Below are 26617 nucleotides of genomic sequence, written 5' to 3'. Positions count from 1 at the left end.
TAATGAAAAAACTTAAATTAATGGGCGTAACTGCGTCTGTCTTATTAGCCTCAACAGGAGTCATGGCTAAATCTTCTCCAATCGCAAAACACTTGGCAGGTCCAGCCGAAGAAATTGAGCTGATGCAAAAAGCCAGCCCAGAGTCTACTGCTATTGTATCTAAACATGCCATGCTGCCAATTCAGTTTGAATTGAATAATGCCGGTGAAATGGTCTGGCAAAAAAATGTCTTGGTGGATGGTGAAAACCCAAGGGCACTGGTTTTTGGAGTCAATCAAGATAATTGGCAATTGGATATCAAAGGTCAGAACAGTTTGAAGTCCGGTGCTGAAGAGATTAACTTTTTCACCAGAAAGACTCAATTTGGCATGGGTCAAGAACAGTTTCCTGCCACTCAGTTTGAATTAGAAAACTTGGCAACAGGCAGCTACCAATTTCAGGTCAAAACTGATGTCGCAGAAGATGGTTATTTGTTAATCAGCAGCGACAGTCCTTACCGCTTGAAATCATTTACCAGCTCCCATGGTGCTGTAGTTGGTGAGGAAGTCAGTGTCAGTGCAGCCGCTTTCAGTACCGAATTTGCGGTGGTTAAAGGTAACATGCAGTTTATAGATAACTCCTACTTAAACATCACAGCACCAGATGGTACAGTGCGTGAAGTTTCGATGTTTGATGATGGTGTTGCCAGTGACAAAGCGGCGTTAGATGGGCAGTTCAATGCCTCTTTCAGAGCCGAGTATCCTGGCTTGTATCAAGTTCAAGTAGTGGCTCAAGGTATAACACCCAAAGGCCAACCATTTTTGAGAACGGTTGAACATATCATTCCAGTAATTGAATCTGATTTGATGTTGAACAGCAAAGCAGCTTATGGTGCTTATTCTGCACCACACAAAATTGACTTGAGTTTGGCTGTAGGAACCAACTTGAACCGCAATCGCTTCAGAGTGATGGCGGAAGTTTGGGGTACCAAAAGTGCTGGCAAAGGCTCAGAAGAGGCGGCTGTATCATGGCTTTCAACCATAGCAGAGTTAAAAGACGGTGAGCTGACATTGCAGTTGGATGATCGCTGGTTAATAGCTGCCGGTGTTGCTGCTCCATTCAGTTTGAAAAATATCAGAATGGAAGACACCGAGCATTACATTTCGGTACTTGAGCAGTCTTCATTAGATCTGCTGTTGCCAACCATTTCGCAAAAATCATTCAGTGATTATGATGGTGGTTTGTATGAATCAATGTTGAAAGGTGAAAAACCTGCTGATTTGATCAATCAAGAGAAAGCGGCTGGAGGGAAATTGATGCTTGTACATGGTTATTGTTCAGGTGATGCCTGGGGTCCAGTACAGTCTCAGTTCAGTAACAACGTCAAGTTCACTGATTTCAACCAAAATCGCTCACATGATGCTTTTGCTCGTTTGATTGATAGTTATGGTGATAACTTCCCATCATTTGGTGTGGTTGCACATTCTCAAGGTGGTGCAGCATCTTTACACTTATACACTTATTACTGGAGTGGCTTAGATAACGCTGGTTCAGGGCGTCTGATTCAGTCGGTAGGTACACCTTACCAAGGCACACCTTTGGCTGGTAATTTAGCAGCAATTGGCGACATCTTCGGAGTCGGTTGTGGTTACAACAGTAATTTAACTGTCTCAGGTGGTGGCGCATGGTTATCTGGAATCCCTACATGGGCCAGAAGCAAAGTAAACTACTACACCACTTCATTTACGAAGAAATGGTGGCGTCCAGATTGGTGTAATTTTGCCTCAGATATTATTTTATCTGATCCAGAAGATGGCACCACTGAAAAAGCCCGTGGCCAGGTTTCTGGTGCGGTTAATCGCGGTCACGTAACCGGTCAATGTCATACCGAAGGTATGCGTGACATGGCTCAAACCCGTGATGGCGGCAGAAACTCAACCATGAGTGCCAACGCTGCCAGATAAAAATTTAATCATTAGTTAGAATTAAAAGCCCAGCTGAGTCTGGGCTTTTTTTTTTTCATTTTTTAAGTTCATCTTTCATTCACATAACTTGATGAAAATATACACAGATTTCAAAAGTTTTGATATTTTTAATAATAAAATCATATGAAGATAACGTCATGAAGAAAAAAGTAATTACATTGTTGATGTTGATAATTGCATTTAACACGTTTGCAAGGGAATTTGGTCTCCATTTTGATGATCAAGGTCAAATCATAAAACCTGATCAGGAATATTTATGGCGTGGGTTGGATGATGAAAAAGACGGAGCCAGGAATTCGGCGATGAAGAATTTCAAGTTAGCTTCGGAATTTGGAAACTACCACGCCATGTCTTTGGTGGCGTATTATTACATGCAGGATAAAAACTACCCTCTAGCTCATGCTTGGTTTAAGCTCATTGATTTTGATAAAATACCAAACAGAGAACTGTTGGATAATGTGGTAAAAAACCTTCAGGAAATTATGTCGAAAGACGAGCTAAGTAGAGCCGAGGCTTTGCACAATGAACTCATTGAGACCTATGGTAGTTATCCCACTTTATCACGCAGAATGGATTGGAAAAAAAATCTGAAATTTACTGGTACTAACATCAAAGGTTACATTCCACCGTTTTTACGATTTCAATTAAATTCAGGTATTCAGGTCACCAGTAATGACTTAATCAGTCAGATGGATGAATTCATCTTTGACTATGAGTTCACTGTTGGTACTGGTAGGGTGACGCTCGATGAGATTGAAGTCATAGAAATAGAAGAGCAAGAGTAATATATTTGCTGTCGATGACTTGAAATTCAAGCAAGATTTTCCTGGTTCGAGGATTTATGTGCCAGCTAACAGTCTTTTTGCTTCTTCAATATAGGTCTTGCGCTTGAACAACAATTGCAGTTGGTTGCCACCGGTTTGTTTCCACAAGATGGCAGATCTGATCCCAGCCAGCAAAATGGCTCTTATTTTTTCCGTAATGGCTTGATCTTTTAAATGAAATGGCTGTCCAGCAACAATGACTCTTGGTTGCATTTGACTGATGGTTTTTGAATAGATTTGGGCTAATTTGCTGACCACATGGATGTTCAATGGATCATCTGCGGTTTGCAACACTTTGGAATCCTGAAGTCCTTTAGCTATCTCATCCAACATGGCATCTCGTTGTGGTAATTTTGCTGCCAAGGTCAGTAAAGTAATGGTGTACTTGATGATATTGATGTAATAGCTGTCTTTATTGAAAGATTTAATCAAACTGTTACAGCCCAGAGCCAAGCCTGCTAAATTGTTATCGAAAACATCTTCCGTGCTGCTGGCATCCAGTTTGTATAAGCTGTTTAAACTGACTTCCCAACTTTGGTTGTCGCGAATGGCGCCTGAATTGGCTAATTCGTGGGCCATGGTGGCGGCCTGATAAACCCCAGCCAGTGCAATTGTTTGATCTCTCATGGCAAATATCTCTGTTGTGTCCTTGTAATATTGAGGTGCTTATGCAGATTTCAATTCACAAGTTGAAGTTAATAAGTTTGATGATTCAATGATGGCACCACCCAAGCACACATCGCCTTGATAAAACACCACTGACTGCCCTGGCGTTATGGCTTTTTGAGCTTGATCAAATTTAACCTTCAGGGTTTGCTCGTCGAGTAAATGAACTTCACAAGTTTGATCAGCTTGGCGGTATCTGATTTTGGCGTTACACTTGAATGGAAAGTTTGGCTGCTGCTCTGATATCCAAGTGACTTGTTTGGCAAGTAAGGTGTCATCTAACATCAGCTCGGCGTGGTTGCTCTGGCCCACAATTAACTGGTTGTTTGAGTGAGATTTCGCAATAACGAACCAAGGTTCTGCCAAGGCATTTTTGACCCCACCTATGCCAAGTCCTTGTCTTTGTCCGATGGTGTAATACATCAGGCCGTTGTGTGTTCCAACAACAACTCCTTCAGGCGTGATGATTTCACCAGGATTGGGTTTGATGTATGTGGACAAGAAGTCTTGAAATCGTTTCTCACCAATAAAACAAATGCCAGTTGAATCTTTTTTATCAAATACATTCAGCCCAAGCGACTCTGCTATCTTTCTAACCTCTGGTTTTTCAATTTCACCAACAGGAAATAAACTGCGTGAGAGTTGGTATTGATTGATGGCGTAGAGAAAGTAGCTTTGGTCTTTGTTGTTATCAATACCTTTCAACAGCTGATATTCACCGCCTGACTCACCCTTTCGCACGTAATGGCCTGTGGCCATCATAGTTGCCCCTATGTCATCGGCGTGATCAAGAAAGGTTTTGAATTTGATTTCGCGATTACACAGAATGTCAGGGTTGGGAGTTCTGCCTTGTTTGTATTCAGTTAAGAATTCTTCAAAAACATGGTCCCAATATTCACTGGCAAAATTTCTGCGGTGTAATTTAATGCCCAATCTATCACTGACCGCTTGAGCATCTTTGACGTCCTCATCTGCGGTGCAAATTTCGGCGGTGTCGTCTTCTTCCCAGTTTTTCATGAACATGCCTTCAACTTGGTAGTCTTGTTGTTTAAGTAGGGCAGCGCTGACTGAGGAATCGACGCCACCTGACATGCCTATTATGACTTTCATAGATAAATTTTGTGTTGGTTGTTAATCGTAGTAGCTGAACACATCAATGTCAGTTTTCTTACCAGCTATATAGTGATCGATGTGGTGTAAAACAAGGGGTGAGCGCAGTCTGTGGCTGTTTTTAGCTACTTCTTCTCGAGTCATCCATTTGGCGCAAATGATGCCTTCATCCAGGGTTTGGTCTGGATTGAATTCAGTCGTAGTTGCAGCAAAACAAGCACGCAAATAATGGTTCTTGCTGTTGTTACTGGTCCATTGTGAAAACTCGATGAGGTGGTCAATGCTGACCAGCCAACCTGTTTCTTCAGAAGTTTCGCGAATGGCCGCTTCAATTAAAGATTCATTGGGTTCTAAGTGGCCAGCAGGTTGGTTGAGAATTTTTTCACCATAAATGTCCTCCTCCACCATAAGAAACTTGCCGTTTTGTTCAACCACAGTGGCCACGGTGACTCGAGGTAACCAGTCTCTGCTCATGCTTCTTTGCCCTTCCAGCGCAATCCCAAGTACATGCCTATGGTAGCTATAACGATTAATAACCATGGTGAAAATCCAAAGCTGGCTGGGATGATACCTATGATCATAGCAAAACCGCCAGCATAAAAAGCATAGGGGATTTGTGTTCTGACGTGTTCTATGTGGTCGCAGCCAGAGGCCATTGAGGACAAGATGGTGGTGTCTGAAATAGGCGAGCAGTGATCACCCCAAACAGCACCAGCCAATATACTGGCAATGGTGGTATATATAATGTAATAGTACTCTGTTTCAAGTACGCCTTGAGCACCCATCATGTTCCACACAATGGGTACCACCAAAGGAATTAAAATACCCATGGCGCCCCAACTGGAGCCAGTGGCAAAAGCAGTCAATGCCGCCAATAAAAATATCAACAATGGCAGCCAATGCACAGACAACGCGTCTTGAATCATGCCAGAAATGTATTGACTGGTTTGAAGTTCGGCGCTAATTTCAGATAAGGACCAGGCTAAAACCAGGATAATCATCGCCAACAACATGGGTTTCATGCCTTTCAACAGCGCGTTAACCGTTTGTTCAAGGGTTAAAATGCCTTGTATTACGCTGAGTACTGCTGCCATTAAAACACCTGACATGGTGCCCCAAAGTAATGCTTTGTATGAATTGGCATTACCAACAATATCACGAATCGTTTGGTCAGCTACGTTGTTGTCCAGTCCAGTGTAATAAAGTCCACCTAGGACCACCAAAATTAAGGTGAGGAAAGGCAATATGGCGTTCAGCGCGCGATGCGGCTTATCTTCTACTGGTAGTATTTCTTCGGTGGGATGCTTATCTAAATTTAATGATGTGATGTTGGCATTGCGGGCTTCAACCTCTGCTTGGTGCATGGGTCCAAAATCTTTGCCTGTGCTGGCAACCATGATGGTCAAAAATAAGGCAAAAATGGGATAAAAGCTATAAGGTATGGTTTGTAAAAATACACCATAACCACCCATCTCATCGTAACCAACAGCTTTCAGGGCATCGTCAATCAAACCAACCTGAAATCCGACCCAAGTGGTAACCAATGCCAGACAAGCAATGGGCGCAGCCGTAGAATCCACCAAATAAGCCAGCTTCTCACGAGAAATTTTCATTTTATCGGTCACCGGGCGCATGGTATTACCTACCACCAGTGTATTGGCATAATCATCAAAAAAGATACTTAAGCCCATACCGACGGTTGCCAATGAAGCGCGTTTCACACTGTTGGCCCAGCGTAAGATTAAATTCACGATGCCTTGCATACCGCCATTGCGAGAAGTGATGCCAACCATACCTCCGATCATGAAGGAAAACAAAATGATAGATGCATGGTCCTCATCAGCCAATGCTTTCACAGCAAATACTTCTAGGGTGGTTAAGGGTGCGGTGAATAAAGCAGAGAAACTCATGCCGCCAATAACCCAAACGCCAAACACCAACCCAGTAAATAATGCTGGAATGACTTGCTTGAAGGCCAATGCAATGACTATGGCTAACAACGGAGGAACCACTGAAAGCCAAGTACCAGCATGAGCAACTTGTTGTGCTTCCACGGCACCTTCTTGTGCCAGTGAACTTGTAGTTATTGCTATTAAAATGAAGTATTTAAAAGAATTTTTTAAAGTTTTATATAACATAGTTATTATTGTTTTGTTCCCTGTTTTTAGGCTTGATTCTAACATCACCTGCGGTTTAAAGCATTAAGGCGTTCAGTGGTGCCCACATCATGCCATTGAGATTCATGTAGGTGAGCTGTAATGAGTTGTTTATCTACGGCTGCTTTGATGTGTGGTGTTAAGCTGAATGTGTCGGAAGAAAAAGGCGGAGATAAAATTCTTGGTGTATACAAACCAATACCAGCGTATGTGTAAGTTTTTTGGTTGGGTGATTTCTGTTTAAGTACGCCATCCTTAAGGGAGAAATCGCCCTCAGGGTTATGGGATGGATTGGTTACCATAACCAAATGAGCAACCGCATCATCCAAAGGTTGTTTTAATTGGTTAAAATCAAAATCTGTGAACACATCGGCATTGACTACGATAAAAGCTTCTTTGCCCAGCATGGGCAGTGCTTTTAACAGACCACCACCGGTCTCAAGGGGGGCATTGGGCTCGATTGAAAATTGAACGTTAATTTGTCTGAATCTATGTTTTTTGGTTAATGCATTAATGAACTCAATGATTTGTTGATGTAACCAACTGGCATTGATAATAAACTCAGTCACACCAGCTCGCATCAACGCTTCAATGTGGTACTGAATCAGCGGTTTTTGTTTGATATTGACCAATGGTTTGGGTGTGTGATCGGTCAGAGGTTTTAATCTTTCACCACGGCCTGCAGCAAATATCAAGGCTTTCATTGTGCGCTGGCTAATTTGGGCTGAATGTCATCGAGTAATTGTGCAAACGCTGCCAAGTCAGGGTGTTTTTTTGCAGTTTTGAGCAGGTAACGCATGGTTCTGGGGATGTCATTTAAATAGCCGGATTTGCCGTCTCTGTAGTGCAGTCGACAGAATATGCCAATGGCTTTGAGGTGTCTTTGGGCGCCCATCAAATCAAACCATCGCATGAATTGTTCGTCACTGATTTCAGCTGTGTGATGATTTGATTGGTTTTTAAATACCTCACAAATGGCATGGACTTTTTCATCAGGCCAACTGATATAGCAGTCTTTCAGTAGAGAGACTAAATCATAGGTATAAGGGCCATGCACGGCGTCCTGGAAGTCAATCACGCCAGGTGAATGACTGCTGGTGACCATTAAATTTCGACTATGAAAATCACGGTGAACCATGGCTTGTGGCTGCTCAATGGCGTTGTTTTTCAACAATTCAAAGGTGTTTTTGATAACCTTTTTCTGAGTTTCATTAAGTGTTACAGCCAAGTGTTTTTGAATGAACCAATCTTCAAATAACTGCATTTCATTGAGTAGTAATTCACTGTCATATTGGGGCAGCAGATCTGCGGCAGGTGTATTTTGAATGTTAATCAGTGATTTGATCGCTGCTCCATACAGTTCATCAACGGTATCCTCTTTAAGTGCGTCTAAATAAAGGGTATTACCAAAATCAGCCAGCAATAAAAATCCTTGTTGTAAATCTTCAGCGAATAATTGAGGTACATTGACGTGACTTTGCTGTAGCAATTTTAGAACTTTAATGAATGGCTTGCAGTCCTCGTGCGCGGGAGGCGCGTCCATCAAGATATAAGACTGCTGTGCTGTTGTTATGCGGTAGTAGCTGCGAAAAGAGGCATCTTCGGAAGCTGGTCTGAGTTTAAATGGCTCACCTGCAAAAAAATCAGACAACCACTGTTGTCTGTGCTTACTGCGTTTCATGTCGGCCTTTATTCGATTGAATCGGGTTGGGTTGCAGTGGCTTTTGATTTTTTAAGTACAGTGGTTATGACGTGCTGGTGTTCGAAATAAACAATGTAATCTGGGTATTCCCAGCGAGTGATGGGTGGTTCACCTACTGCCGCTGATTCAGCCAATGGGTCACCGTATTGTGCCCTTACTTGACTCATGGTTGCAGACTTTTTTGGCACATCCAGTCCCGCTTTTGCCTCGACCCGCTCAATCAATAAGACATCAGCCGATACAGCGAAACAGGTGAAAAACAATAAACTTAAGGTGAAAAAAACTGATTTAATCATGAAATGACTCAACTCAAAAAAGGCTATTTTACCAATGTTGGCAGGGATTTGTCACATTCAGGTAAGCCCTCCATCAAAACAACGCTTAATGTAAGCTTGGTTCTGTAGCGCAATGCCTTAAACACCCACCATCATAATCGCGATTAAAAATGCCATACATTGGCAGAGTGAACTGACTGAATAACTATGTCATGTTCGATGCGGTCGCTGGTATTTTGTCAAAACAAAATGTATGAAGAGCCAAGAACATTCCCTTATAATGCCCCCATGAAAAATCTTTTGACTCATATTTATCAGATTTATGTTTGGTTGGTGGTTTATCCAGTGGCATGGATCTTAACTGCTGTCACCGCAATCATTGTCAGTATCCTATCAATTGCTGGCGCAGTGAAGTTTGCGGGGCGATATGTTGCCCGTTTATGGGGGCGCTTAATATTGTGGATCACACCTGTTTGGGTCAGTAGGAAAGGTCAGCAACATATTGTGCCTGAACAATCCTATGTGGTGGTGGCGAATCATCAAAGTACTTATGACATCTTATTAGTTTATGGTTATTTGCCATTGGATTTTAAGTGGGTGATGAAAATTGAATTAAGAAAAATGCCTTTTGTTGGTTTTGCTTGTGAAAAAATGGGTCACATCTATGTCGATCGCAGGAACCGCCAAGCTTCGATTCGAGCCATGCAAAAAGCCAAAGCACAATTGGTTGATGGTAATTCAGTGTTTTTCTTTCCTGAGGGAACGCGCAGTGTAGCAGGCCAGCTCAAACCCTTTAAAAAGGGTGCTTTTCGCATGGCCAAGGATTTGCAGTTACCTATATTACCGGTCTCGATTTCAGGTGCGGATGGTGTGATGGCATCTGGTGGTTTGAGAATTTTGCCGGGGAAAATCACCATGACATTTCATCAGCCAATATCAATCGAAGAAATCAACACAAAAAACACCCAGGAAATCATCGCTCAAGCTGAAATGGCAGTTGCTTCTGGTATTCAATGAGCGCTTCAAACTATAATAACTGACATGAGTACACTAAAAAAAATATTTACCTTGATAGTTGTGATATTTCTACTACTGGCTGCTGTTGCCATCAGCAGTTTAAATGCAGATTCAATTGAGCTTAATCTTTACTGGTATCAACTCAGTCTGCCTTTGGGGTTCATGCTGCTGTTGTTTGCTTGTGCCGGTTTGTTGTTAGGTTTGATGCTGAGTTGGGTGGTCTGGATCTGGCCTGCTCATCGCAACAGGGTTTATTGGCAGCGTGAATACTTCAAAATAAAGCAGTCACAAGATGAACAACAAAAACAAGCTGAATTGCAGTCACAAAACAGTGAGTCATCGGTGGTCAAAATGCCATGAGCTCACATTTTTTGTGGACATCTGTGGCGTTGTTGGCAGGCATTTTGATGGGTCTGTATTTGGCCATTATTCTGAAAACAGGTAAAACCAAAAGAACATTTCAACAACTCAATCACAGGTATTTCAAAGGCTTGAACTACTTATTGAATGATGAATCTGATAAAGCCATTGATGTGTTTATTCAGCTGGCAGAAACGTCACAAGAAACTTTTGAGCCACAATTGGCTTTGGGTAACTTATACCGCCGCAAGGGTGAAGTTGATCGTGCTATCAAACTACATCAAGCTCTGATTGCACAAGCAGAGTTGCCCGAGCGATACCGCACACGGGCTTTGTTGGCCATAGGAAAAGACTATATGAGTGCTGGTTTATTAGACCGTGCCGAAGTGTTATTTTCTGAATTGGTTGAAATAGAAGCGCACACCCCTGAGGCCCTGCATTCTTTGGTCGAAATATACCAGCAAGAACAAGACTGGCTACAAGCAATCAAATCAGCCAGTCGTTTTCAAAGTGCCACCAACCGAAACATGCAAGTACCCATTGGTCATTTCTATTGTGAATTGGCCGAGTTGTCTTTACAGCAGGAAGACATTGAACAAGCTGAAAAGTATTTATCTTCAGCCTTAAGGGTTGATGAGAGGGCGGTTCGATCGCACCTCATTTGTGCCAAAATCAAACAGCAAAATAAGCAATGGCAGGCAGCCATTGATGAGTATCATGCAGCGAAACAAGCTGATCCCGCTTTCATTCCTTTGTTTATTGAGGACATGGTTGAATGTTATTTGGCTTTAAAAAAAGGTGATGAATTAGAAGCAGAACTGTTGCGCTGGATTGAACACTATCAGGGGGTGTCTCCCGTGCTGGCTTTGGCTCAATTTTATTCGGTTGAGAAAGGTGAGGCGTTTGCTACGGAGTTTCTGACCGAACAACTCAATAACCGTGCATCTTTCAAAGGTTTGAATGCGTTGATTGAATTAAATGAAGCTGATTTAAGTCAACTGGGTGATGATTTTGCTTACTTCAATGTGTTGAAAGACCTGATTGATAAACTGCTAAAGAATAAACCTAAGCTGCGCTGTCGCAAATGTGGTTTCGGCGCCAAATCATTACATTGGCAATGCCCCAGTTGTAAAAACTGGGGTGTAGTTAAACCTATCTATGGACTTGAGTCTGAATAATCCATTTGCTTGGCCACTGGTGGCCGCATCGTTGGTATTGCTGATTTTGTGGTGGTATGCCTACCGCAGCCCCCTGCGGGTGCATGACCAAGCCACTGAACGCAGTTTGCATCAAGGTGATGCTTTGACCGGCGCCGGTCTTTTTTTGTTCGTTCCTTGGAGTTTGATTGGGCTGTATCAGTACCCGTTGTTTGTGCCGTTCTATTTGGTATTGATTCTGTCGTTATTGGGATTTTGGGATGACCGCCGTGATTTATCTTTTAAATTACGCTTGGTGGTTCAGTTATTGGTTGCTGTTGGCCTGTTGTTTTATCTTGGTTTTAATAACCAAATATGGTTGCTGTTATTTTTGATGGTGGCTTTGTTATGGTGGTTGAATCTATTTAATTTCATGGACGGAGCAAATGGTTTGGCCGGACTACACGCTTTGATTACTGTGGGTTTTTATGGCTGGTTATTACTGGAAAAATTCAGCCAAGTCACGGTTTTTCATTACCTGTTTTTGGCCACCTTGTTGGTGTTGTTGGTGTACTTGTTTTTTAATCTGATTCTGCGCAAACTTTTTATGGGTGATTCAGGCAGTTTACCGATGGCTTTGGTGGTGGCTGTAATGGCCTTATATAGCTACATCTACGGATTATTGAGTTTGTCGCAAATAGCAGTAATACATGCAGTCTTTATAGTCGACGCAACCATGACATTGCTCCAGCGCATGGTAAATTCAGAGAATTTGACTCAAGCGCATGCCACCCACCTTTATCAGCGTTTGATCAAACAACATTGGTCGCACCCGAGTGTGGCGTTGATTTATGCTTCAGTTACATTGGCTTGTTGTGGATTGGCTTGGGTGATGTCTTGGTCAGAAATTAGCGATTGGCTGCTGTTTTTTGCAGTTTATTTGCTGCTGCTGGGTATTTTTATGAAAACTTACCGATACGGGCGTTAAAATACCGACATGAAAAATCGCATACTTCATTTAAGACTGGCTGTTGTTGCTCATGATTTATTCATGACATGGCTGGCTTGGGTGTGTTGTTTTTTTATCAGATACAGCATTTGGCCTGAATCTCCAGCCATAGAGTTGTGGTCAGCTGAGATATTGGCGGTGATGGTCATTCAAGCTGTTATTTGTTTTGCTTTCAATATGTACCGTGGCTTGTGGCGATTTGCCAGTGTGCCTGACCTGATTAATTTGGTTAAGTCTGCCACTGTAGGCACACTTGCTATAGTGTTGTTCTTTTTCTTATTCAATCGTTTGGATGGCATTCCTCGCAGTGTGTTATTGATGTATCCAGTCTTGTTGGTACTGTTTTGGGGCGGTCCAAGAATCACTTACCGATTGTGGAAAGACCAGTATTTTAACTTAACTGATCATGACAGGCCCAGGGTGCTGCTGATTGGGGCAGGTCATATCGCTGAGTTGTTCATTCGCAATGCCGCAAGCAACCATGCTTGTCAAGTCATCCGCATTATCGATGACAGTAAGGAATTCAAAGGCACTCAAATTCGAGGAGTGAAAATTCAATCGGGTCTGGATAACTTACTTGATCTGGTTGATGACTTTGAAATTAATTTGGTGGTCATTGCCAAGCAACAGCCAGAGGTGGAGCTGATTAAAAAGGTCATTGATGAGTTGGCTGACAGCAATTGCACCATCAGGGTGGCGCCAGATCCTGAGGATTTTGATCAACATCTGATTAATATCAATCAGCTACAGCCAATCACTGTTGAGGATTTACTGGGCCGTGACAAAGTCGAGTTGGATTGGCAACAGGTGGCTGAATATATCAAAAACAAATCGGTCATGGTCACTGGTGGTGGCGGTTCGATTGGCTCAGAACTGTGTCGTCAGTTGGCGAAAATTGGTGTCAGTAAATTGAGTATCATAGAGCATTCTGAGTACAATCTTTATGCCATCGATAAAGAACTTAATCAACACCAATTGGTCACATCATCGCATTTATGCGATGTCACCAACCAAGCCCATTTATATCACATTTTCAAACAAGCCAAACCAGATGTGGTTTTTCATGCTGCAGCTTATAAACATGTTCCATTGTTGGAGTCCCACGCTTGTGAGGGTTTTTTAAATAATGTCATTGGTACCCAAAATGTGGCCGATTGTTGTGCTGATTTTGGGGTGGAAAAAATGGTCTTGATATCAACAGATAAAGCGGTCAATCCACACAGTGTGATGGGCGCTACCAAACGGCTGTCTGAAAAGTATTGTCAGTTCAAGAACGAACGTTTTAAAACTGAATATTTGACCGTGCGTTTTGGTAATGTTTTGGGCTCAGCAGGGTCTGTGGTGCCGCTGTTTGAGGAGCAGATTGCGAAAGGTGGTCCAGTAACCGTTACTCATGAAGACATGGAACGTTATTTCATGACCATTGAGGAGGCGTGTCAGCTCATTCTGCAAAGTTTGGTGCTGGGTAACGACAACGAAATCTTGGTGTTAGATATGGGTCAACCCATCAAAATCAAATCACTGGCTGAACGCATGATTGCTTTGTCAGGCAAAGGCAAAGAAATAAGTATCAAAATCACCGGTTTGCGTGGTGGTGAAAAACTTTACGAGGAATTGCACTACGATATTGAAAATCTGGAACCCACCAATATCAGAAAAATCAGTGGTGTGAGGAATGTATCAACCCAAACTTCAAATTTGCCTCAGTTGATCCAACAAGGGCACCAAGCAGCGCTTAAATTTGATCAAAAAGTGATCAAACAACTACTTACAAAATTGGTTCCAGAGTTCAAAGGGCATGAATTGGCTGTTTTATCTGATGTCAGTGAACTGCAGAGGAAAGAAAAGGATTAATATGAAAAAAATTACCAAGGCGGTTTTTCCAGTTGGCGGCATGGGTACTCGGTTTTTACCAGCAACCAAATCAATTCCCAAGGAGTTATTACCCATAATTGATAAGCCGTTGATTCAGTATGCGGTAGAAGAGGCCATCGATGCTGGTATCGAAACTTTGATTTTTATCACCAGTGCCAGTAAACATGCCATCAGTGATCACTTCGATCCAATGCCTGACTTACGGGCCAAATTCATGGCCCAAAACAAATCTCATTTGGTTGACAAACTTGATACGCTACCGCTTGAAATTCAACGCGTTTTTATCCCACAAGGCGCGCCTCTGGGCTTGGGTCATGCGGTATTGCAGGCAGAGGCAATGATTGGCGCTGATGAAATGTTCGCTGTGATATTGGCTGATGATTTTATCCAAGCTGAGGTAAACCCCTTGAAACGTTTGGTTGCAGTGGCTGAAATGAAACAGTCGGCCACCATCAGTGTGGAAGCTGTATCAGATGACAGGATATCCAGTTACGGTGTGATTCAACCCAGCGAATGGCAAGGTGATTTCACTCAGGTGACTGACATCATTGAGAAACCTGATGCCCATGCAGCTCCATCCAATTACGGTGTTATTGGTCGTTATGTTTTACCGCAAAGTGTTTTTGCCGTTTTGCGTCAAACTAAAATGGACAAAAACAGTGAATATCAATTAACCGATGCGTTGAATGAATTAATGAGAAGCAGTGGATTGCAGGCTGTTAAGCTGGCAGGACAGCGCTTTGATTGCGGTTCACAGTCTGGTTTTGTTATGGCTAACCTGCATGTGGCTATGCAAAATGCAGGCTTGAAGGCGCAAGTATTGGCTTATTTGTCCAGTTGTAAGTGATCAAAAGCTTCTGGCAGTAAATCAAAGATATTTTTCTGATCGAAGCTGCCGTTTTGTGATTCTAAATGAACTTGGGTGTTTTTATTACCATGTTCAAATATGATTTGGCGGCAGGCGCCACAGGGCGGACATGATTCACCACTTTTGCCAACTATAAGAATGTGTTGGATGGTGCTGCCACCATTGATAATCATCTGTGACACTGCAGATTGTTCGGCACAACAGCCCAGTGGGTAGGCCGCATTTTCAACATTACAACCACTGTGAACTTGGCCATTTTCATCGATGATTGCAGCACCCACTTTAAATTTTGAGTAGGGCGCGTAAGCTTTTTCTTTGGCCGTTAAAGCTGCTTGGTATAGGTCATCAATATTCATTGTGTTGGCGGAATGTAATAAATTTCAGGTAATTGTCGCAGTTTTTCTTCTAAATCCATGCCGTAGCCAAAAATAAAGTGATCTGGTATATTCAAGGCGATGTAATCAGGTTTGTAGTTGGCGTATGTCCTGTCATGGTCTTTGTGAACTAAAACCACTGATGAAACAGAAATTGCACCCTTTTCCAGACACCATGCATGGGCTGCAGCCAGTGTGTGACCTTCATCATAAATGTCATCACAGAGGATGACATGTGTATGTTGCATGTTAACCTCTGGTTGGTATTTCCAAACAAGTTGACCGCCAGATTGGTTTTTACCGTACCTGGAGAGTTGTAAGTAATCCATTTCCATATTCAGGTTCAAGCGAGTGGCTAGGGCAGACGCAAAGATCATGCCACCATTCATGATGGTCAAAAAGACCACATTTTTTTGTTTAAAATCTTGGTTAATGTTTTGGGCCAGTTGATTGATGGCTTGATCAATCTTGGCTTTGCTGATTAATACTTGGCTTTTGGGTGGTAGTATTTCGCTATACATCAGGTTTTAGGTTTCTCAATGGTATGAAAGTTGGTAGAATGATGATTTTATTTTCAGAGAATAAAATGACTAAAAAAACAGTAATCCTACTCACATTAATTAGTTTTAATTTTATGGCTTTAGCTGCCAGTATGCAAGGTCAGCCTGCACCAGCTTTTAATCTTCAAGACCAATCTGGAACACCCCATCAATTGGCTGACTATCAAGGTCAATGGCTGGTGGTTTATTTTTACCCCAAGAATGACACTTCAGGCTGCACCATTGAGGCGAAAGCGTTTCGTGACAATTATGCAACCTTGAAAAACATGAACACTGATGTTTTGGGTGTATCGCTGGATGATGCTGAATCACACCGTGCCTTCATCAAGAAGTATGACTTGCCGTTTAATTTGTTGGTTGATGCCAATAAGCAAATGTCCAGAGACTATGGTGTCGATGGTGGCATGGCTATCTTTTCTTACGCTAAGCGCCAAACTTTCATCATCGATCCAAAGGGCATGATTGCTAAGCACTTTGAGAAGGTTAACCCAAGCACCCATGCCGATGAGGTCATTGCTGCGTTGAAAGAGCTGCAGCCCCAAGTAACAAGTGATAATAGAGGTGACAATGAATCATTGGCTAAGGTCACTGAGGTGATTGATGGCGCCAAAGTTTATGGCCAACAATGGCCAACAGCGGTGAGTGAACAGACACCTTTGGCTGTGGCTTTAGAAACCCCACAAACATTCAACACAAGCAATCATGTCATTGCTGGCAGCATCACTCGCGTTTGTCAAAAGAAAGGCTGTTGGATGATTTTGACTGATGGCGAATCATTTGCTCGCGTTGATTTCAATGACCATTCATTCTACATTCCAATGGATTCAGCCGGCGAGGCAGTGGTTTATGGCCGTTTAGTTAAAAAGGAATTATCCGAAGAACAACGCCAACATTATGCGGCTGAAGGATCAGGCGAGTTACCCGCTGTCAGTTATGAAATCGTCGCTGATTCTGTCAAAATCTCTGGTGTTTAATTAATTACAATACTAAAACAGACCAAAAGGGCGAATAAGTGGAAGGTGTAATTGGCATATTGTTGTCACTGGGACTGTTGATGTTTCTGGCTTATCGCGGCATCAGTGTCATTATTCTGGCCCCAGTATTGGCTATGTTGGCAGTGGTTCTCGCTGGTGAGGGTGGTCAGATGTTAGGCATTTACACCCAAGTCTTTATGACCAAAATGGGTGGCTTTGCAATCAAATATTTCCCTATATTTTTGTTGGGAGCGATATTTGGCAAACTGATGGAGGATTCCGGTTGTGCCAAAGTGATAGCCAAGTCTATTATCAGCTCACTGGGTATAAAACATGCGGCATTGGCCATTGTGCTGGCTTGTGGTTTATTAACTTACGGTGGTGTGTCTGCATTTGTGGTTGCTTTTGCGGTCTATCCACTGGGCGCTGCATTGTTTCGAGAAGCCAATCTGCCCAAGCGCTTTATACCGGCCACCATTGCATTGGGGGCATTTACCTTCACCATGACCTGCTTGCCTGGTACCTCTCAAATTCATAATATTATTCCGGTCAGTTACTTTGGTACCGACATGTATGCTGCGCCAATCATTGGAATAACTGCTGGTATGGCGATGATGTTGGGTGGCTTGAGTTGGATTAATTTTCGCATCAATCAATCTCATGCTGAAGGCTATGGTGAGGATCACAACAATGAACCCATAGTCAGTAATGATTATGATTTGCCCGCATTATGGATTGCGTTGGTTCCAATATTAGTGGTTGTTACAGCTAATTTTTTGCTACAAAAAATCGTTATTCCCGCTTGGGACACAGCTTATTTAGGGTCTGATAAATTCGGCAACATTGAAATAAACAATGTGAAATCGATTTGGTCAATGATTGTGGCCTTGTTACTGGCTGTCATCAGCGTCATCGCATTGAACTGGAAGAAATTTCATGACGTTAATGGTACCATGACCAAAGGTGCCATGGGTTCTATGTTACCGACCTTTAATACGGCATCTGAAGTGGGCTATGGCGGTACCATCGCATCCTTGGGTGCTTTTCTGATCGTTAAACAAGCAGTGATTAATATTTCACCTGAAAATCCATTGATTTCTGAGGTGGTGGCAGTCAATGTATTGGCTGGAATCACTGGGTCGGCTTCAGGTGGGTTGACCATCGCCTTAGAAGCACTGGGGTCGACTTATGCGCAAATGGCTCAGCAGTTTGATATCAATCCAGAGTGGATGCACCGCTTGGCATCAATGGCTTCTGGTGGGTTTGACTCTTTGCCGCATAACGGTGCGGTAATTACCTTATTGACCATATGTGGTTTGTCTCATAAACAATCCTACAAAGATATATTTATGGTTTCCTTGGTTATACCTGTTGTTGTTACGGCCTTCACTGTGGGTGTTTTGAGTGTATTGATACAATGAAATTAAGCAACGAAGAAATTGAACAATTCGAAACGGATGGTTTTTTGATTAAACGTCAGTTGATAGACATGGCCTTATTGAATGAAATCAGAAACCAAGTCAAAAATCAATTACAACTGCGCCTCCCGCCTTTTGAGCTGGAGGCCGAAGTGGGGTATCCAAAAGCCCCTGAGTCAATTGACTCTGAGGGTGGTTCAACCATCAGGCGTTTGTTGTTGGCTTACAGCCGCGATGCTTCTTTTCGCGAATGGGCTAAAAACAAAGTCGTTAAAAACATACTGCAACAGTTGTTGCAGTCAGAAGATGTTTGGTTGGTGCAGTCGCACCACAATTGCATCATGACCAAACAACCCAATTATTCAAGCAAAACGGGCTGGCACCGTGACATCAGGTACTGGCGGTTTACCCATGATTTGTTGATTAATACTTGGTTAGCTATGGGTGATGAGGTCAACGCCAATGGCTGTCTTAAAATTCTACCAGGTACCCACAACTCAGTGCTCAGTGAGGGTATGGTTGATAAAGACTTATTTTTAAATGATCAACACCCTGAGGCAAAACAATGGCTTTCAAAGTCGATTGATGTGGAACTGGCATCTGGGGATGTGTTGTTTTTTCATGCTGGGTTGTTTCATGCGGCCAATAATAATACCACTGAACAAGCCAAATACTCACTGGTCAATTCATACCATGGTGCTGACAATCAACCATTGGCCGAATCTAAATCAAGCCAGTATGAAGAAATACTGATATAGCCTGATGTTATGCAAAATGTACTTTATTTTTAGCAAAAAAAAACGGAACCCAAAGGTTCCGTTTTGATCTTTCCATCATGCTGTCTTAGATAGCAGTGATGTTCTCAGCTTGAGGACCTTTTTGGCCTTCAGTGATGTTGAATTCAACTTGTTGACCTTCTTGCAAAGTTCTGAAACCGTCTCCTTCTACTTGAATCGCACTGTAATGAGCGAATACATCTGAACCAGATGCTTGTTGAATGAAACCAAAACCTTTTGACTCGTCAAACCACTTGACGGTACCTGTTACTTTTTCTGACATATATATACCTTAAATAATAAAAAATTAAAACTACTTACAATGCTCACCAAAAGGTCAACTGGTCAACGAATTAAGAATAAAGCTTTGAAAAGGAGAATTCATTCGGGCGAGTATTTAAGCAAGACGAAGTCTATAGGCAGAAATGTGAAATGTCAAATTAAATCAACGTTTTAGGCTGTTTAAGCGGCATTTATTGGGTATAAATACCGCTCAAGACTTAAATTATGCTGATATATTTGACAATCACATGTTTGAATAGTTTGGCCCACCACCACCTTCTGGGGTCACCCAGTTGATGTTTTGTGAGGGGTCTTTGATGTCACAGGTTTTACAATGCACACAATTTTGGGCATTGATTCTGAACACCGGTTGATCGCCTTCTTCGATCACTTCATAGACCGCAGCTGGACAATACCGCTGTGCAGGTTCCGACCATTTTGGTAGGTTGACCTTGATAGGTATTTCTGGATCTTTAAGTTGCAAATGGCAGGGCTGATCTTCTTCATGGTTGGTGCTAGATAGGAACACCGAGGAGAGTCGATCAAAAGAGATTTCATTGTCAGGTCTGGGGTATTCAATCGGTTCAAAATCTGCTGCTGGTTTGAGGCAGTCATGGTCGGGGGTTTTGCTGTGCCAAGTGAAAGGCAATTTACCGAAAAAGATGTTTTGGTCAATGAAAGTAAACGCTGCACCAAAAAACGTGCCCAGTTTATTCAAACCTGGTTCAAAATTTCTGCTGTTGTGTAATTCTTGGTAAATGGATGAGTTTTTGATGTTTTCACTGTAACTGACCAATTCACCAGCGGCCTGCTCACTTATCATGGCATCAGCGATGCTGTCAGCAGCAATGATGCCTGATTTTAATGCTGTATGGGTGCCTTTGATTTTAGCTGGGTTCAAGAATCCAGCTTCGCAGCCTACCATCATGCCACCAGGAAATGTCAGCTTAGGCAGTGATTGGAAACCACCTTTGTTCAACGCACGGGCACCATAAGAAATTCGCTTGCCACCCTTGATGATGTTTTTGATTACAGGATTCTGTTTCCATTGTTGGAATGTTTCAAATGGGCTCAGGTAGGGGTTCTGGTAATTCAAGGCCACCACGAAACCCAGCGAAACAGTGCCTTTGTCTAAATGATATAAAAAGCCACCTCCTTCGGTGTGGTTATCCAAAGGCCAACCTAATGTGTGCACCACTTTGCCAGGTTCTGACAAAGATTCATCAATCTGCCAGACTTCTTTCAGGCCAATACCGTAATGTTGTGGGTCTGAGTCTTTCTGTAAATCAAATTTTGCCATCAGCTCCTTGCCCAAAGAACCTCGACAACCTTCAGCGAAAACGGTCTGTGTGGCCAACAGTTCATAGCCCGGTTCAAAACCGCCTTTCTCTTTGCCATTGGCATCAACACCCATGTCGCCGGTGATGATTCCTTTGACGTTGCCAGCCTCATCGTAGATGACTTCTGAGGCTGGAAAGCCAGGGAATATATTGACCCCTAAATTCTCTGCTTGTTCACCCAGCCAGCGGCAGAGGTTACCCAGAGAAATGATGTAATTACCATGATTTTTCATGGGGCGAGGAATTAAAAATCCAGGTACTTTGGTGTCTTTTTCAAGACCGCGTAAATAGTGAAAGTCATCACCAGTCACGGCTGTTTTTACGGGCGCACCCATGGCCTTCCAATCTGGGAATAATTCGGTCAATGCATCGGTTTCTATGACCGCACCTGACATGATGTGGGCACCAATTTCAGAGCCTTTTTCAACCAACGCAATTTGCCAGTCTTTGTTGTGTTCTTGTGACAGTTGTGCCAAGCGGCAGGCTGTGGCTAACCCAGCAGGACCACCACCTACGATAACGACATCAAACTCCATCGATTCTCTGTTCATATTCTGTAACTCACCATTTTCATAATTTTTGACATGCCAGTCATGACCCACTTAACTGGCTCGGGTAATTCTATGCCACCTGCAGCTTTGGCGTCTTCGCCATGTCTGATTTCATCGGCTTGCATTTGCTCTAAAATAGCCAAAGATTTGGCGTCTTTGGTACCGATGTCATTGATGTGGTCTTGCAAGTGCGATTCGACCTGACGTTCAGTCTCAATCACAAAACCATAACTCACTTTGTCGCCAAAAAAAGCGGCCAATGAACCCACTGCAAAAGATTGTATGTACCAAAAGGCATTGGTTTTACTGACATCAGCTCCTAACTCGTCCAACCGAGATTGGCACCAATTCAAATGAGCATGTTCTTCTTCTGCAGCATGTAATAAGTGGGTTCTGGTAGCCTCGTCCTTGGCCATCATGGCTTGACCATTGTAAAGTGCTTGGGCACAGACCTCGCCAGTGTGATTGATACGCATCAACCCCGCTGTGTGGCTGTTTTGTGTTTCATTCAACTCTGGTGCGGTGACTTCACTGCCAGGGATTTGCTGATCGCGATTGGTCTTGTGGTGCAGCACTTTTAACATGTTGTCAAATTCGTGCATCAACCTATTACTTAAAGAATCTGTGGTATTTCTCATGTTAGGGCAACTCAATGGGTTTGTTGGTAATCAAGTGGCAATTTATAGGTTGCATATTTTATCATTTATTGGTGAAAATAAACTCAATTGTTTATATTTAACAATTTGTTTGTTGATATTTATGTCAGAAGCAGTAAATTAGCACTTTTAGTTTTGATAAATGAGATTACGATGAAAAAAACGATGTTAATGACAGCGATAATCGCTGCGGGTACATACTCTGGTTCAGCGATGGCTGATGATGCTGTTTGGTCAGGTAGCGGTCAGTTGGGTTTCTCAATGACCTCTGGTAACTCAGACACCGAAAACCTGACGGCTGGTTTAGCACTTAAGCGCGAGTCTGGAAAATGGGTCAGTGATTTAAATTTGGCCTTGTTACGTGCTTCTAATGACGATGTGGACACGGCTGAACGTTATACCTTGAATACCAAAACAGGTTATAAGTTCGATGACAACGATTATATTTATTATGGCACGCGTTGGGACAAAGACCAGTTTTCCGGTTTTGATTACACCATCACTACGTCACTGGGCTGGGGTCATAAATATTATGACACTGAGAAGAAAAGACTGATCACAGAATTAGGTGTGGGTTATAAAGTAGAGGCTTTTGATGTGGATCGCAGTGAAAACAAAGGCGTGGTGTTTTCCGGAAAGTTGGATTACATGCGTCAAATCACTGAAACCACACAATTTGAAAATTTGTTGATTGTAGAAGCCGGGGATGACAACACATTCGCACAAAACGATTTGGGCTTTTCATTTAAAGTGAGTGAGAAGTTCGCAGTTAAATTAGCTCACCAAATCCGTCACAACACCGACGCGCCCGTGGGTAAAGATTCAACCGACACTTTGGTTTCTGCCAATTTGGTTTATGATTTTTGAAAAGTCTAACTTTTGATCAAAAAAAGCCCGAATTAATCGGGCTTTTTTTTGGTTTTTTATGACTTGCGGTTAGGTCAATTTAACCCGGGCAAATTTTCTTTTGCCAACCTGAAAAACGGCATGTGTACCGGCTGGAAAAGCTTGTTTGGTGTCGTTGAGCTTCTCACCGTTCAACTTAGCAGCGCCTTGTTTTATCATGCGCATGGCATCTGAGGTGCTGGTGCACAGACCGGCGTTTTTCAGGATGTGAGCTATACCCATTTCTCCATTGTCAGTTTCTAGTGTGACCTCGTCGATGTCATCTGGAATGGCACCTTTTTGGAACTGGGCTTTGAAGCTTGCCAGGGCATCTTGTGCGGCTTGTGCATCATGAAAGCGCTCAATCAGCTCCATGGCTAAATCAAACTTAACATCTCTAGGGTTCTTGCCATCGGCCACATCGGTTTTGTATTGTTCGATGGCTGCGTTGGATTTGAAGCTCAGCAATTCAAAGTAACGCCACATCAATTCATCTGAGATTGACATGACTTTACCAAACATATCTGCTGGTGCATCATCGATTCCGATGTAATTATCCAGTGATTTGGACATCTTGTTGACGCCATCCAAACCTTCCAGCAATGGCATGGTAATAACTATTTGTGGATCCTGTCCAGCTTGGGCCTGTAAATGTCGGCCTACCAGAAGATTGAACTTTTGATCGGTGCCACCAAGCTCAACGTCACATTTCAAAGCCACTGAATCATAACCTTGTACCAATGGGTACATGAATTCGTGGATGGCAATTGACTGACCTGACTTGTAGCGTTTGTTAAAATCATCACGCTCTAGCATGCGAGCCACATTGTATTTTGCCGACAATTCAATCATATCAGCAGCAGTCATGTCTTTGAACCAATTTGAATTGAATTCAATGATGGTTTTTTCTTTGTCCAGTATCTTGTAGATTTGATCTTGGTAGGTTTTGGCATTCTCCAAAACTTCTTCACGAGTCAGGGCTTTGCGAGTGGCGCTTTTACCAGTCGGGTCACCAATCATGCCAGTGAAATCACCAATCAGAAAAATCACATCATGACCGAGGTCTTGAAACTGTTTCATCTTGTTGATTAATACTGTGTGGCCAACATGCAAATCAGGTGCCGTAGGATCAAATCCAGCTTTGATGCGGAGTTTCTTGCCGGCCTTGAGTTTGCTTTCTAGTTCTTCTAATTTAATGACTTCGTCTGTGCCACGACAGATTAAATCCAGTGCGTCTTGTACTGACATTTTGATGGTTTCGTTAAAAAGGGGTTAATTCTACAGAAATAAGCTGATTTTTAGAACCTCAATTGAACCAATGCGGGTAAAAATAATCTATAATTTCATTCAATTGACTAAAGACAGTGGAATTTGCCTATCAAAGCCCAAGCCATACGTAAAAACTCGCAGACTAAAAAGCTGTCGATACAATACCCACAAATCAAGAATTTCCTGACATCACTGACCACGCCAAAAAAAGTCTTGGCGGTGCTTGCGGTGTTGTTTGTTTTATATGCGATCACTGATATTATTTCTGTTGATGCCGATGCACACACCAACATAGATTTTGACAGTGTCAGACAAAGTCAAATGGTTCCCATTCCGCCAACGCCATTGATGAGTTTTGCTGAAAGTGGTTTGATTGGTTCTGAACAATTCATTAATAAAGTTGTGACGGTTAAAAAAGGCCAAACTTTATCAGGTATATTTACAGATTTGGGTCTTTCCCAAGGCTTGCTGTTAAAAATTGCTCACTTCAATGAAGACAGTAAAAAACTGGTCAAAGTGATGCCAGGTAACGACATAAGCTTTACCATGAACCAAGCAGGGGATTTGGTTCAACTGCGCTACCAGTCTTCACCCTTTGAAGAATTAGTTATTCACAATGACATGGATCAAATTTCAACTGAGTTGATTCAACATGACCAGCAAATTCGTTTGGTCAGCGCTGAAGGGACCATTCAAAACTCACTGTTCGGTGCGGGTAAAGCCGCCGGCTTAACCGACAACATGGTGATGCAGTTGGCAAATATCTTCAGCTGGGACATTGACTTTGTGTTGGAAATCAGATCAGGAGACGCTTTCAGCGTAATCTATGAAAAAATCTACAAAGACGGCGAATACCTAACAGACGGTAAAATACTCGCAGCGAGCTTCACCAATCAAGGCACTAAGTTTGAGGCTGTTTATTATGAACATGAAGACGGTGAGGGCAGTTATTACGCTGCCGATGGACGCGCCATGAAGAAAGCCTTCCTGCGGGCACCTTTGAATTTTTCATACATCAGTTCTAATTTTAATCCCAAAAGGTTACACCCGGTAACCAAACGGGTCAAAGCCCATCGCGGCATAGACTACAGTGCACCAGTTGGGACACCCGTTTATGCTGCCGGCAATGGCCGCGTGACGCGCTCAGGGTACAATAAATACAACGGTAATTATGTCTTTATCCAGCACCCCAATGGCATCATCACCAAATACCTGCACTTTTCTAAGCGTGCCGTGAAGAAAGGTCAAAAAGTGAAACAAGGACAAACCATTGGTTATGTCGGTGCCACTGGCATGGTCACAGGCGCGCATTTACACTATGAATTCATTTATAACGGTGTTCACCGCAACCCCAGAACCGTTTCATTGCCAAAATCTAAACCCTTGCCAGATACAGTCATGCCTGAATTCTTGACTTACTCAACACCACTGCTTTCTAGACTCAGCGACCTCAAAGAGCAATTGGTGGCAATGAATTGATGCGCTTTATTGGCGTGATGTCAGGCACATCCTGTGATGGAGTGGATGTGGTTTATGCTGAGATTGGTGCTGAAATTAAGGTACTTGCAGCTGGTTTTTACCGCTATTCTGATGCCATCAGAGCCAAAATTCTTCATGTCATTGCTAATCAGCCTATAACCATTGCTGAATTAAGTCAGTTAGATACCGAACTGGGCATGGTTTATGCTGATGCCATCAATGACTTCATCAATAAGCAAGACATAATTCACAATGAAATAAAAGCGATTGGTTTGCACGGCCAAACCATCTTTCACCAACCGCCCACAAAATCGTGCAGGGGTTATACCATGCAGATTGGCTCCGCCGCAGTCTGTGCACAAATGACACAAATTCAAACTGTCGCTGATTTCAGAAGTCTTGATATGGCTTTTGGTGGGCAGGGTGCACCCCTGGCACCGGCCTTGCACCAACATCTGTTCGCTGCAGATGTAGGCCATACTGTGGTGCTTAATTTGGGTGGCATCGCCAACATAACCAGTCTGTCCAAAGGCGCAGTTTTGGGCTTTGATACTGGTCCTGCCAGTTGTTTGATGGATGAGTGGATTAAACAAAACAAAGGTCTTGAATTCGATCATTCTGGCCAATGGGCAAAAACTGGAAAAGTGCATGAGGGTTTATTAAAAAGCCTGCTATCAGAACCGTTTTTCAGCGAGCCGTTTCCCAAGAGTACTGGCCGAGAATTGTTTAATCTGAAGTGGCTTGAACAGCAGTTGTGTCGATTCAATGTCAAGGCCGCCGATGTGCAAAGGACGCTGTTACAGCTTACGGTTGACTCAATTGGCTTGGGATTGGCCCAGCTTGAAACACCCGCTGATGTCATCGTGGTTTGTGGTGGTGGCGTGCACAATACGTTTATGATGGAACATTTGCGTCAAAATAATGCATCACAAGTCAAGTCCAGTCAAGCCTTTGGCATCAATCCAGATTATGTTGAAGCGCTGCTTATGGCATGGATGGCACACCAGTTCGTGCTTGGGGAAAAGTTGGATCTGAGGTCCATCACAGGTGTCAGTGAAGTGTTGCTGTACGGTCGCAGCTATGCTGTCTAA

General features: G+C 42.9%; 27 protein-coding genes. 14 read left to right on the top strand and 13 right to left on the bottom strand.

Annotated features, from left to right (window positions below; translation table 11 throughout):
- The first annotated feature begins 2 nt into the window (after positions 1-2).
- Together QNI24_RS07800 and QNI24_RS07795 are read left to right on the top strand one after the other, a co-directional pair.
- Positions 3-1943: a choice-of-anchor X domain-containing protein gene (locus QNI24_RS07800; protein WP_267175999.1), complete on the top strand. Its 1941-nt coding sequence runs from the start codon at positions 3-5 to the stop codon at positions 1941-1943.
- Between the two features lie 158 nt (positions 1944-2101).
- Positions 2102-2749: a hypothetical protein gene (locus QNI24_RS07795; RefSeq protein WP_267175998.1), complete on the top strand. Its 648-nt coding sequence runs from the start codon at positions 2102-2104 to the stop codon at positions 2747-2749.
- Between the two features lie 54 nt (positions 2750-2803).
- On the opposite strand, the gene hflD is transcribed toward QNI24_RS07795, so the two are convergent.
- From hflD to QNI24_RS07760, 7 genes are read right to left on the bottom strand one after another with little or no spacing between them, the layout of a single operon-like run.
- Positions 2804-3415 carry a high frequency lysogenization protein HflD gene (hflD, locus tag QNI24_RS07790; protein WP_267175997.1) on the bottom strand — a complete coding sequence of 204 codons (612 nt, stop codon included), beginning with the start codon at positions 3413-3415 and terminating at the stop codon, positions 2804-2806.
- Positions 3416-3454: 39 nt separating this feature from the next.
- Positions 3455-4564 carry a tRNA 2-thiouridine(34) synthase MnmA gene (mnmA, locus tag QNI24_RS07785; RefSeq protein ID WP_267175996.1) on the bottom strand — a complete coding sequence of 370 codons (1110 nt, stop codon included), beginning with the start codon at positions 4562-4564 and terminating at the stop codon, positions 3455-3457.
- 21 nt (positions 4565-4585) lie between these two features.
- Entirely contained in the window at positions 4586-5038 is a 453-nt protein-coding gene (locus QNI24_RS07780; RefSeq protein ID WP_267175995.1) for an NUDIX hydrolase, read from the bottom strand.
- A complete protein-coding gene (locus tag QNI24_RS07775) occupies positions 5035-6702 on the bottom strand; it encodes a Na+/H+ antiporter NhaC family protein (protein ID WP_283708600.1) in 1668 nt (555 codons plus the stop codon). Before QNI24_RS07775 ends, QNI24_RS07780 begins: the two co-directional genes overlap by 4 nt.
- A 44-nt stretch (positions 6703-6746) precedes the next feature.
- Positions 6747-7424, bottom strand: a complete 678-nt coding sequence (gene murU, locus QNI24_RS07770; protein ID WP_267175993.1) for an N-acetylmuramate alpha-1-phosphate uridylyltransferase MurU — start codon at positions 7422-7424, stop codon at positions 6747-6749.
- On the bottom strand, positions 7421-8401 hold the full coding sequence (locus QNI24_RS07765) for an aminoglycoside phosphotransferase family protein (protein WP_267175992.1): 981 nt from the start codon (positions 8399-8401) through the stop codon (positions 7421-7423). Before QNI24_RS07765 ends, murU begins: the two co-directional genes overlap by 4 nt.
- 8 nt (positions 8402-8409) lie before the next feature.
- On the bottom strand, positions 8410-8718 hold the full coding sequence (locus tag QNI24_RS07760; RefSeq protein WP_267175991.1) for a hypothetical protein: 309 nt from the start codon (positions 8716-8718) through the stop codon (positions 8410-8412).
- 267 nt (positions 8719-8985) lie between these two features.
- Between QNI24_RS07760 and QNI24_RS07755 the strand changes: the two genes are divergently transcribed.
- The 6 genes from QNI24_RS07755 to QNI24_RS07730 are packed head-to-tail and all read left to right on the top strand — an operon-like array spanning position 8986 to position 14941.
- Positions 8986-9714, top strand: a complete 729-nt coding sequence (locus tag QNI24_RS07755) for a lysophospholipid acyltransferase family protein (protein ID WP_267175990.1) — start codon at positions 8986-8988, stop codon at positions 9712-9714.
- 24 nt (positions 9715-9738) lie between these two features.
- Entirely contained in the window at positions 9739-10074 is a 336-nt protein-coding gene (locus tag QNI24_RS07750) for a LapA family protein (RefSeq protein WP_267175989.1), read from the top strand.
- A complete protein-coding gene (gene lapB, locus QNI24_RS07745; protein WP_267175988.1) occupies positions 10071-11252 on the top strand; it encodes a lipopolysaccharide assembly protein LapB in 1182 nt (393 codons plus the stop codon). Before QNI24_RS07750 ends, lapB begins: the two co-directional genes overlap by 4 nt.
- Positions 11239-12198 (top strand): MraY family glycosyltransferase, encoded by a 960-nt coding sequence (locus QNI24_RS07740; protein ID WP_267175987.1) that lies wholly within the window; start codon positions 11239-11241, stop codon positions 12196-12198. Before lapB ends, QNI24_RS07740 begins: the two co-directional genes overlap by 14 nt.
- Before the next feature lie 9 nt (positions 12199-12207).
- Positions 12208-14073, top strand: a complete 1866-nt coding sequence (locus tag QNI24_RS07735; RefSeq protein WP_267175986.1) for a polysaccharide biosynthesis protein — start codon at positions 12208-12210, stop codon at positions 14071-14073.
- A 1-nt stretch (position 14074) separates the two neighbouring features.
- A complete protein-coding gene (locus QNI24_RS07730) occupies positions 14075-14941 on the top strand; it encodes a UTP--glucose-1-phosphate uridylyltransferase (protein WP_267175985.1) in 867 nt (288 codons plus the stop codon).
- Here QNI24_RS07730 and QNI24_RS07725 read toward each other — a convergent pair.
- Positions 14920-15318, bottom strand: a complete 399-nt coding sequence (locus QNI24_RS07725; RefSeq protein WP_267175984.1) for a cytidine deaminase — start codon at positions 15316-15318, stop codon at positions 14920-14922. The genes QNI24_RS07730 and QNI24_RS07725 overlap by 22 nt on opposite strands.
- On the bottom strand, positions 15315-15857 hold the full coding sequence (locus tag QNI24_RS07720) for a hypoxanthine-guanine phosphoribosyltransferase (protein ID WP_267175983.1): 543 nt from the start codon (positions 15855-15857) through the stop codon (positions 15315-15317). The genes QNI24_RS07725 and QNI24_RS07720 overlap by 4 nt, the downstream gene beginning before the upstream one ends.
- A 65-nt stretch (positions 15858-15922) precedes the next feature.
- On the opposite strand from QNI24_RS07720, the gene QNI24_RS07715 reads away from it, so the two are divergent.
- From QNI24_RS07715 to QNI24_RS07705, 3 genes are read left to right on the top strand one after another with little or no spacing between them, the layout of a single operon-like run.
- Complete coding sequence (locus tag QNI24_RS07715; RefSeq protein ID WP_267175982.1) at positions 15923-16870, top strand: DUF4920 domain-containing protein; 948 nt, start codon at positions 15923-15925, stop codon at positions 16868-16870.
- 38 nt (positions 16871-16908) lie between these two features.
- Positions 16909-18291 carry a GntP family permease gene (locus tag QNI24_RS07710; RefSeq protein ID WP_267175981.1) on the top strand — a complete coding sequence of 461 codons (1383 nt, stop codon included), beginning with the start codon at positions 16909-16911 and terminating at the stop codon, positions 18289-18291.
- A complete protein-coding gene (locus QNI24_RS07705) occupies positions 18288-19046 on the top strand; it encodes a phytanoyl-CoA dioxygenase family protein (RefSeq protein ID WP_267175980.1) in 759 nt (252 codons plus the stop codon). The genes QNI24_RS07710 and QNI24_RS07705 overlap by 4 nt, the downstream gene beginning before the upstream one ends.
- Positions 19047-19131: 85 nt before the next feature.
- Here the strand turns inward: QNI24_RS07705 and QNI24_RS07700 are convergent, their stop codons facing one another.
- From QNI24_RS07700 to coq7, 3 genes are all read right to left on the bottom strand, one after another.
- Entirely contained in the window at positions 19132-19347 is a 216-nt protein-coding gene (locus QNI24_RS07700) for a cold-shock protein (RefSeq protein ID WP_267175979.1), read from the bottom strand.
- Between the two features lie 243 nt (positions 19348-19590).
- Entirely contained in the window at positions 19591-21237 is a 1647-nt protein-coding gene (locus tag QNI24_RS07695; RefSeq protein ID WP_267175978.1) for an electron transfer flavoprotein-ubiquinone oxidoreductase, read from the bottom strand.
- Positions 21234-21875, bottom strand: coding sequence for a 2-polyprenyl-3-methyl-6-methoxy-1,4-benzoquinone monooxygenase (coq7, locus tag QNI24_RS07690; protein ID WP_267175977.1), 642 nt, complete (start codon positions 21873-21875; stop codon positions 21234-21236). Before coq7 ends, QNI24_RS07695 begins: the two co-directional genes overlap by 4 nt.
- Before the next feature lie 171 nt (positions 21876-22046).
- Between coq7 and QNI24_RS07685 the strand changes: the two genes are divergently transcribed.
- Positions 22047-22760: a DUF481 domain-containing protein gene (locus QNI24_RS07685; RefSeq protein WP_283708599.1), complete on the top strand. Its 714-nt coding sequence runs from the start codon at positions 22047-22049 to the stop codon at positions 22758-22760.
- 69 nt (positions 22761-22829) lie between these two features.
- Here the strand turns inward: QNI24_RS07685 and tyrS are convergent, their stop codons facing one another.
- Positions 22830-24026, bottom strand: a complete 1197-nt coding sequence (gene tyrS, locus QNI24_RS07680; protein WP_267175975.1) for a tyrosine--tRNA ligase — start codon at positions 24024-24026, stop codon at positions 22830-22832.
- Positions 24027-24149: 123 nt separating this feature from the next.
- Between tyrS and QNI24_RS07675 the strand changes: the two genes are divergently transcribed.
- Both QNI24_RS07675 and QNI24_RS07670 read left to right on the top strand, forming a co-directional pair.
- Positions 24150-25526, top strand: coding sequence for a peptidoglycan DD-metalloendopeptidase family protein (locus QNI24_RS07675; protein ID WP_267175974.1), 1377 nt, complete (start codon positions 24150-24152; stop codon positions 25524-25526).
- Entirely contained in the window at positions 25526-26617 is a 1092-nt protein-coding gene (locus QNI24_RS07670; RefSeq protein ID WP_267175973.1) for an anhydro-N-acetylmuramic acid kinase, read from the top strand. The genes QNI24_RS07675 and QNI24_RS07670 overlap by 1 nt, the downstream gene beginning before the upstream one ends.

Origin of the sequence: Marinicella marina (assembly GCF_030065545.1) — a bacterium.
Lineage (GTDB): Bacteria > Pseudomonadota > Gammaproteobacteria > Xanthomonadales > Marinicellaceae > Marinicella > Marinicella marina.
This window is presented reverse-complemented; position numbering and strand designations above follow the sequence as displayed.

What these genes read in the sequence shown, in the direction of transcription:
- QNI24_RS07800 (WP_267175999.1), top strand. Translation starts at nt 3, where the DNA reads ATGAAAAAACTTAAATTAATGGGCGTAACTGCGTCTGTCTTATTAGCC.
- QNI24_RS07795 (WP_267175998.1), top strand. Translation starts at nt 2,102, where the DNA reads ATGAAGAAAAAAGTAATTACATTGTTGATGTTGATAATTGCATTTAAC.
- hflD (WP_267175997.1), bottom strand. Translation starts at nt 3,415, where the DNA reads ATGAGAGATCAAACAATTGCACTGGCTGGGGTTTATCAGGCCGCCACC.
- mnmA (WP_267175996.1), bottom strand. Translation starts at nt 4,564, where the DNA reads ATGAAAGTCATAATAGGCATGTCAGGTGGCGTCGATTCCTCAGTCAGC.
- QNI24_RS07780 (WP_267175995.1), bottom strand. Translation starts at nt 5,038, where the DNA reads ATGAGCAGAGACTGGTTACCTCGAGTCACCGTGGCCACTGTGGTTGAA.
- QNI24_RS07775 (WP_283708600.1), bottom strand. Translation starts at nt 6,702, where the DNA reads ATGTTATATAAAACTTTAAAAAATTCTTTTAAATACTTCATTTTAATA.
- murU (WP_267175993.1), bottom strand. Translation starts at nt 7,424, where the DNA reads ATGAAAGCCTTGATATTTGCTGCAGGCCGTGGTGAAAGATTAAAACCT.
- QNI24_RS07765 (WP_267175992.1), bottom strand. Translation starts at nt 8,401, where the DNA reads ATGAAACGCAGTAAGCACAGACAACAGTGGTTGTCTGATTTTTTTGCA.
- QNI24_RS07760 (WP_267175991.1), bottom strand. Translation starts at nt 8,718, where the DNA reads ATGATTAAATCAGTTTTTTTCACCTTAAGTTTATTGTTTTTCACCTGT.
- QNI24_RS07755 (WP_267175990.1), top strand. Translation starts at nt 8,986, where the DNA reads ATGAAAAATCTTTTGACTCATATTTATCAGATTTATGTTTGGTTGGTG.
- QNI24_RS07750 (WP_267175989.1), top strand. Translation starts at nt 9,739, where the DNA reads ATGAGTACACTAAAAAAAATATTTACCTTGATAGTTGTGATATTTCTA.
- lapB (WP_267175988.1), top strand. Translation starts at nt 10,071, where the DNA reads ATGAGCTCACATTTTTTGTGGACATCTGTGGCGTTGTTGGCAGGCATT.
- QNI24_RS07735 (WP_267175986.1), top strand. Translation starts at nt 12,208, where the DNA reads ATGAAAAATCGCATACTTCATTTAAGACTGGCTGTTGTTGCTCATGAT.
- QNI24_RS07730 (WP_267175985.1), top strand. Translation starts at nt 14,075, where the DNA reads ATGAAAAAAATTACCAAGGCGGTTTTTCCAGTTGGCGGCATGGGTACT.
- QNI24_RS07725 (WP_267175984.1), bottom strand. Translation starts at nt 15,318, where the DNA reads ATGAATATTGATGACCTATACCAAGCAGCTTTAACGGCCAAAGAAAAA.
- QNI24_RS07720 (WP_267175983.1), bottom strand. Translation starts at nt 15,857, where the DNA reads ATGTATAGCGAAATACTACCACCCAAAAGCCAAGTATTAATCAGCAAA.
- QNI24_RS07715 (WP_267175982.1), top strand. Translation starts at nt 15,923, where the DNA reads ATGACTAAAAAAACAGTAATCCTACTCACATTAATTAGTTTTAATTTT.
- QNI24_RS07705 (WP_267175980.1), top strand. Translation starts at nt 18,288, where the DNA reads ATGAAATTAAGCAACGAAGAAATTGAACAATTCGAAACGGATGGTTTT.
- QNI24_RS07700 (WP_267175979.1), bottom strand. Translation starts at nt 19,347, where the DNA reads ATGTCAGAAAAAGTAACAGGTACCGTCAAGTGGTTTGACGAGTCAAAA.
- QNI24_RS07695 (WP_267175978.1), bottom strand. Translation starts at nt 21,237, where the DNA reads ATGAACAGAGAATCGATGGAGTTTGATGTCGTTATCGTAGGTGGTGGT.
- coq7 (WP_267175977.1), bottom strand. Translation starts at nt 21,875, where the DNA reads ATGAGAAATACCACAGATTCTTTAAGTAATAGGTTGATGCACGAATTT.
- QNI24_RS07685 (WP_283708599.1), top strand. Translation starts at nt 22,047, where the DNA reads ATGAAAAAAACGATGTTAATGACAGCGATAATCGCTGCGGGTACATAC.
- tyrS (WP_267175975.1), bottom strand. Translation starts at nt 24,026, where the DNA reads ATGTCAGTACAAGACGCACTGGATTTAATCTGTCGTGGCACAGACGAA.
- QNI24_RS07670 (WP_267175973.1), top strand. Translation starts at nt 25,526, where the DNA reads ATGCGCTTTATTGGCGTGATGTCAGGCACATCCTGTGATGGAGTGGAT.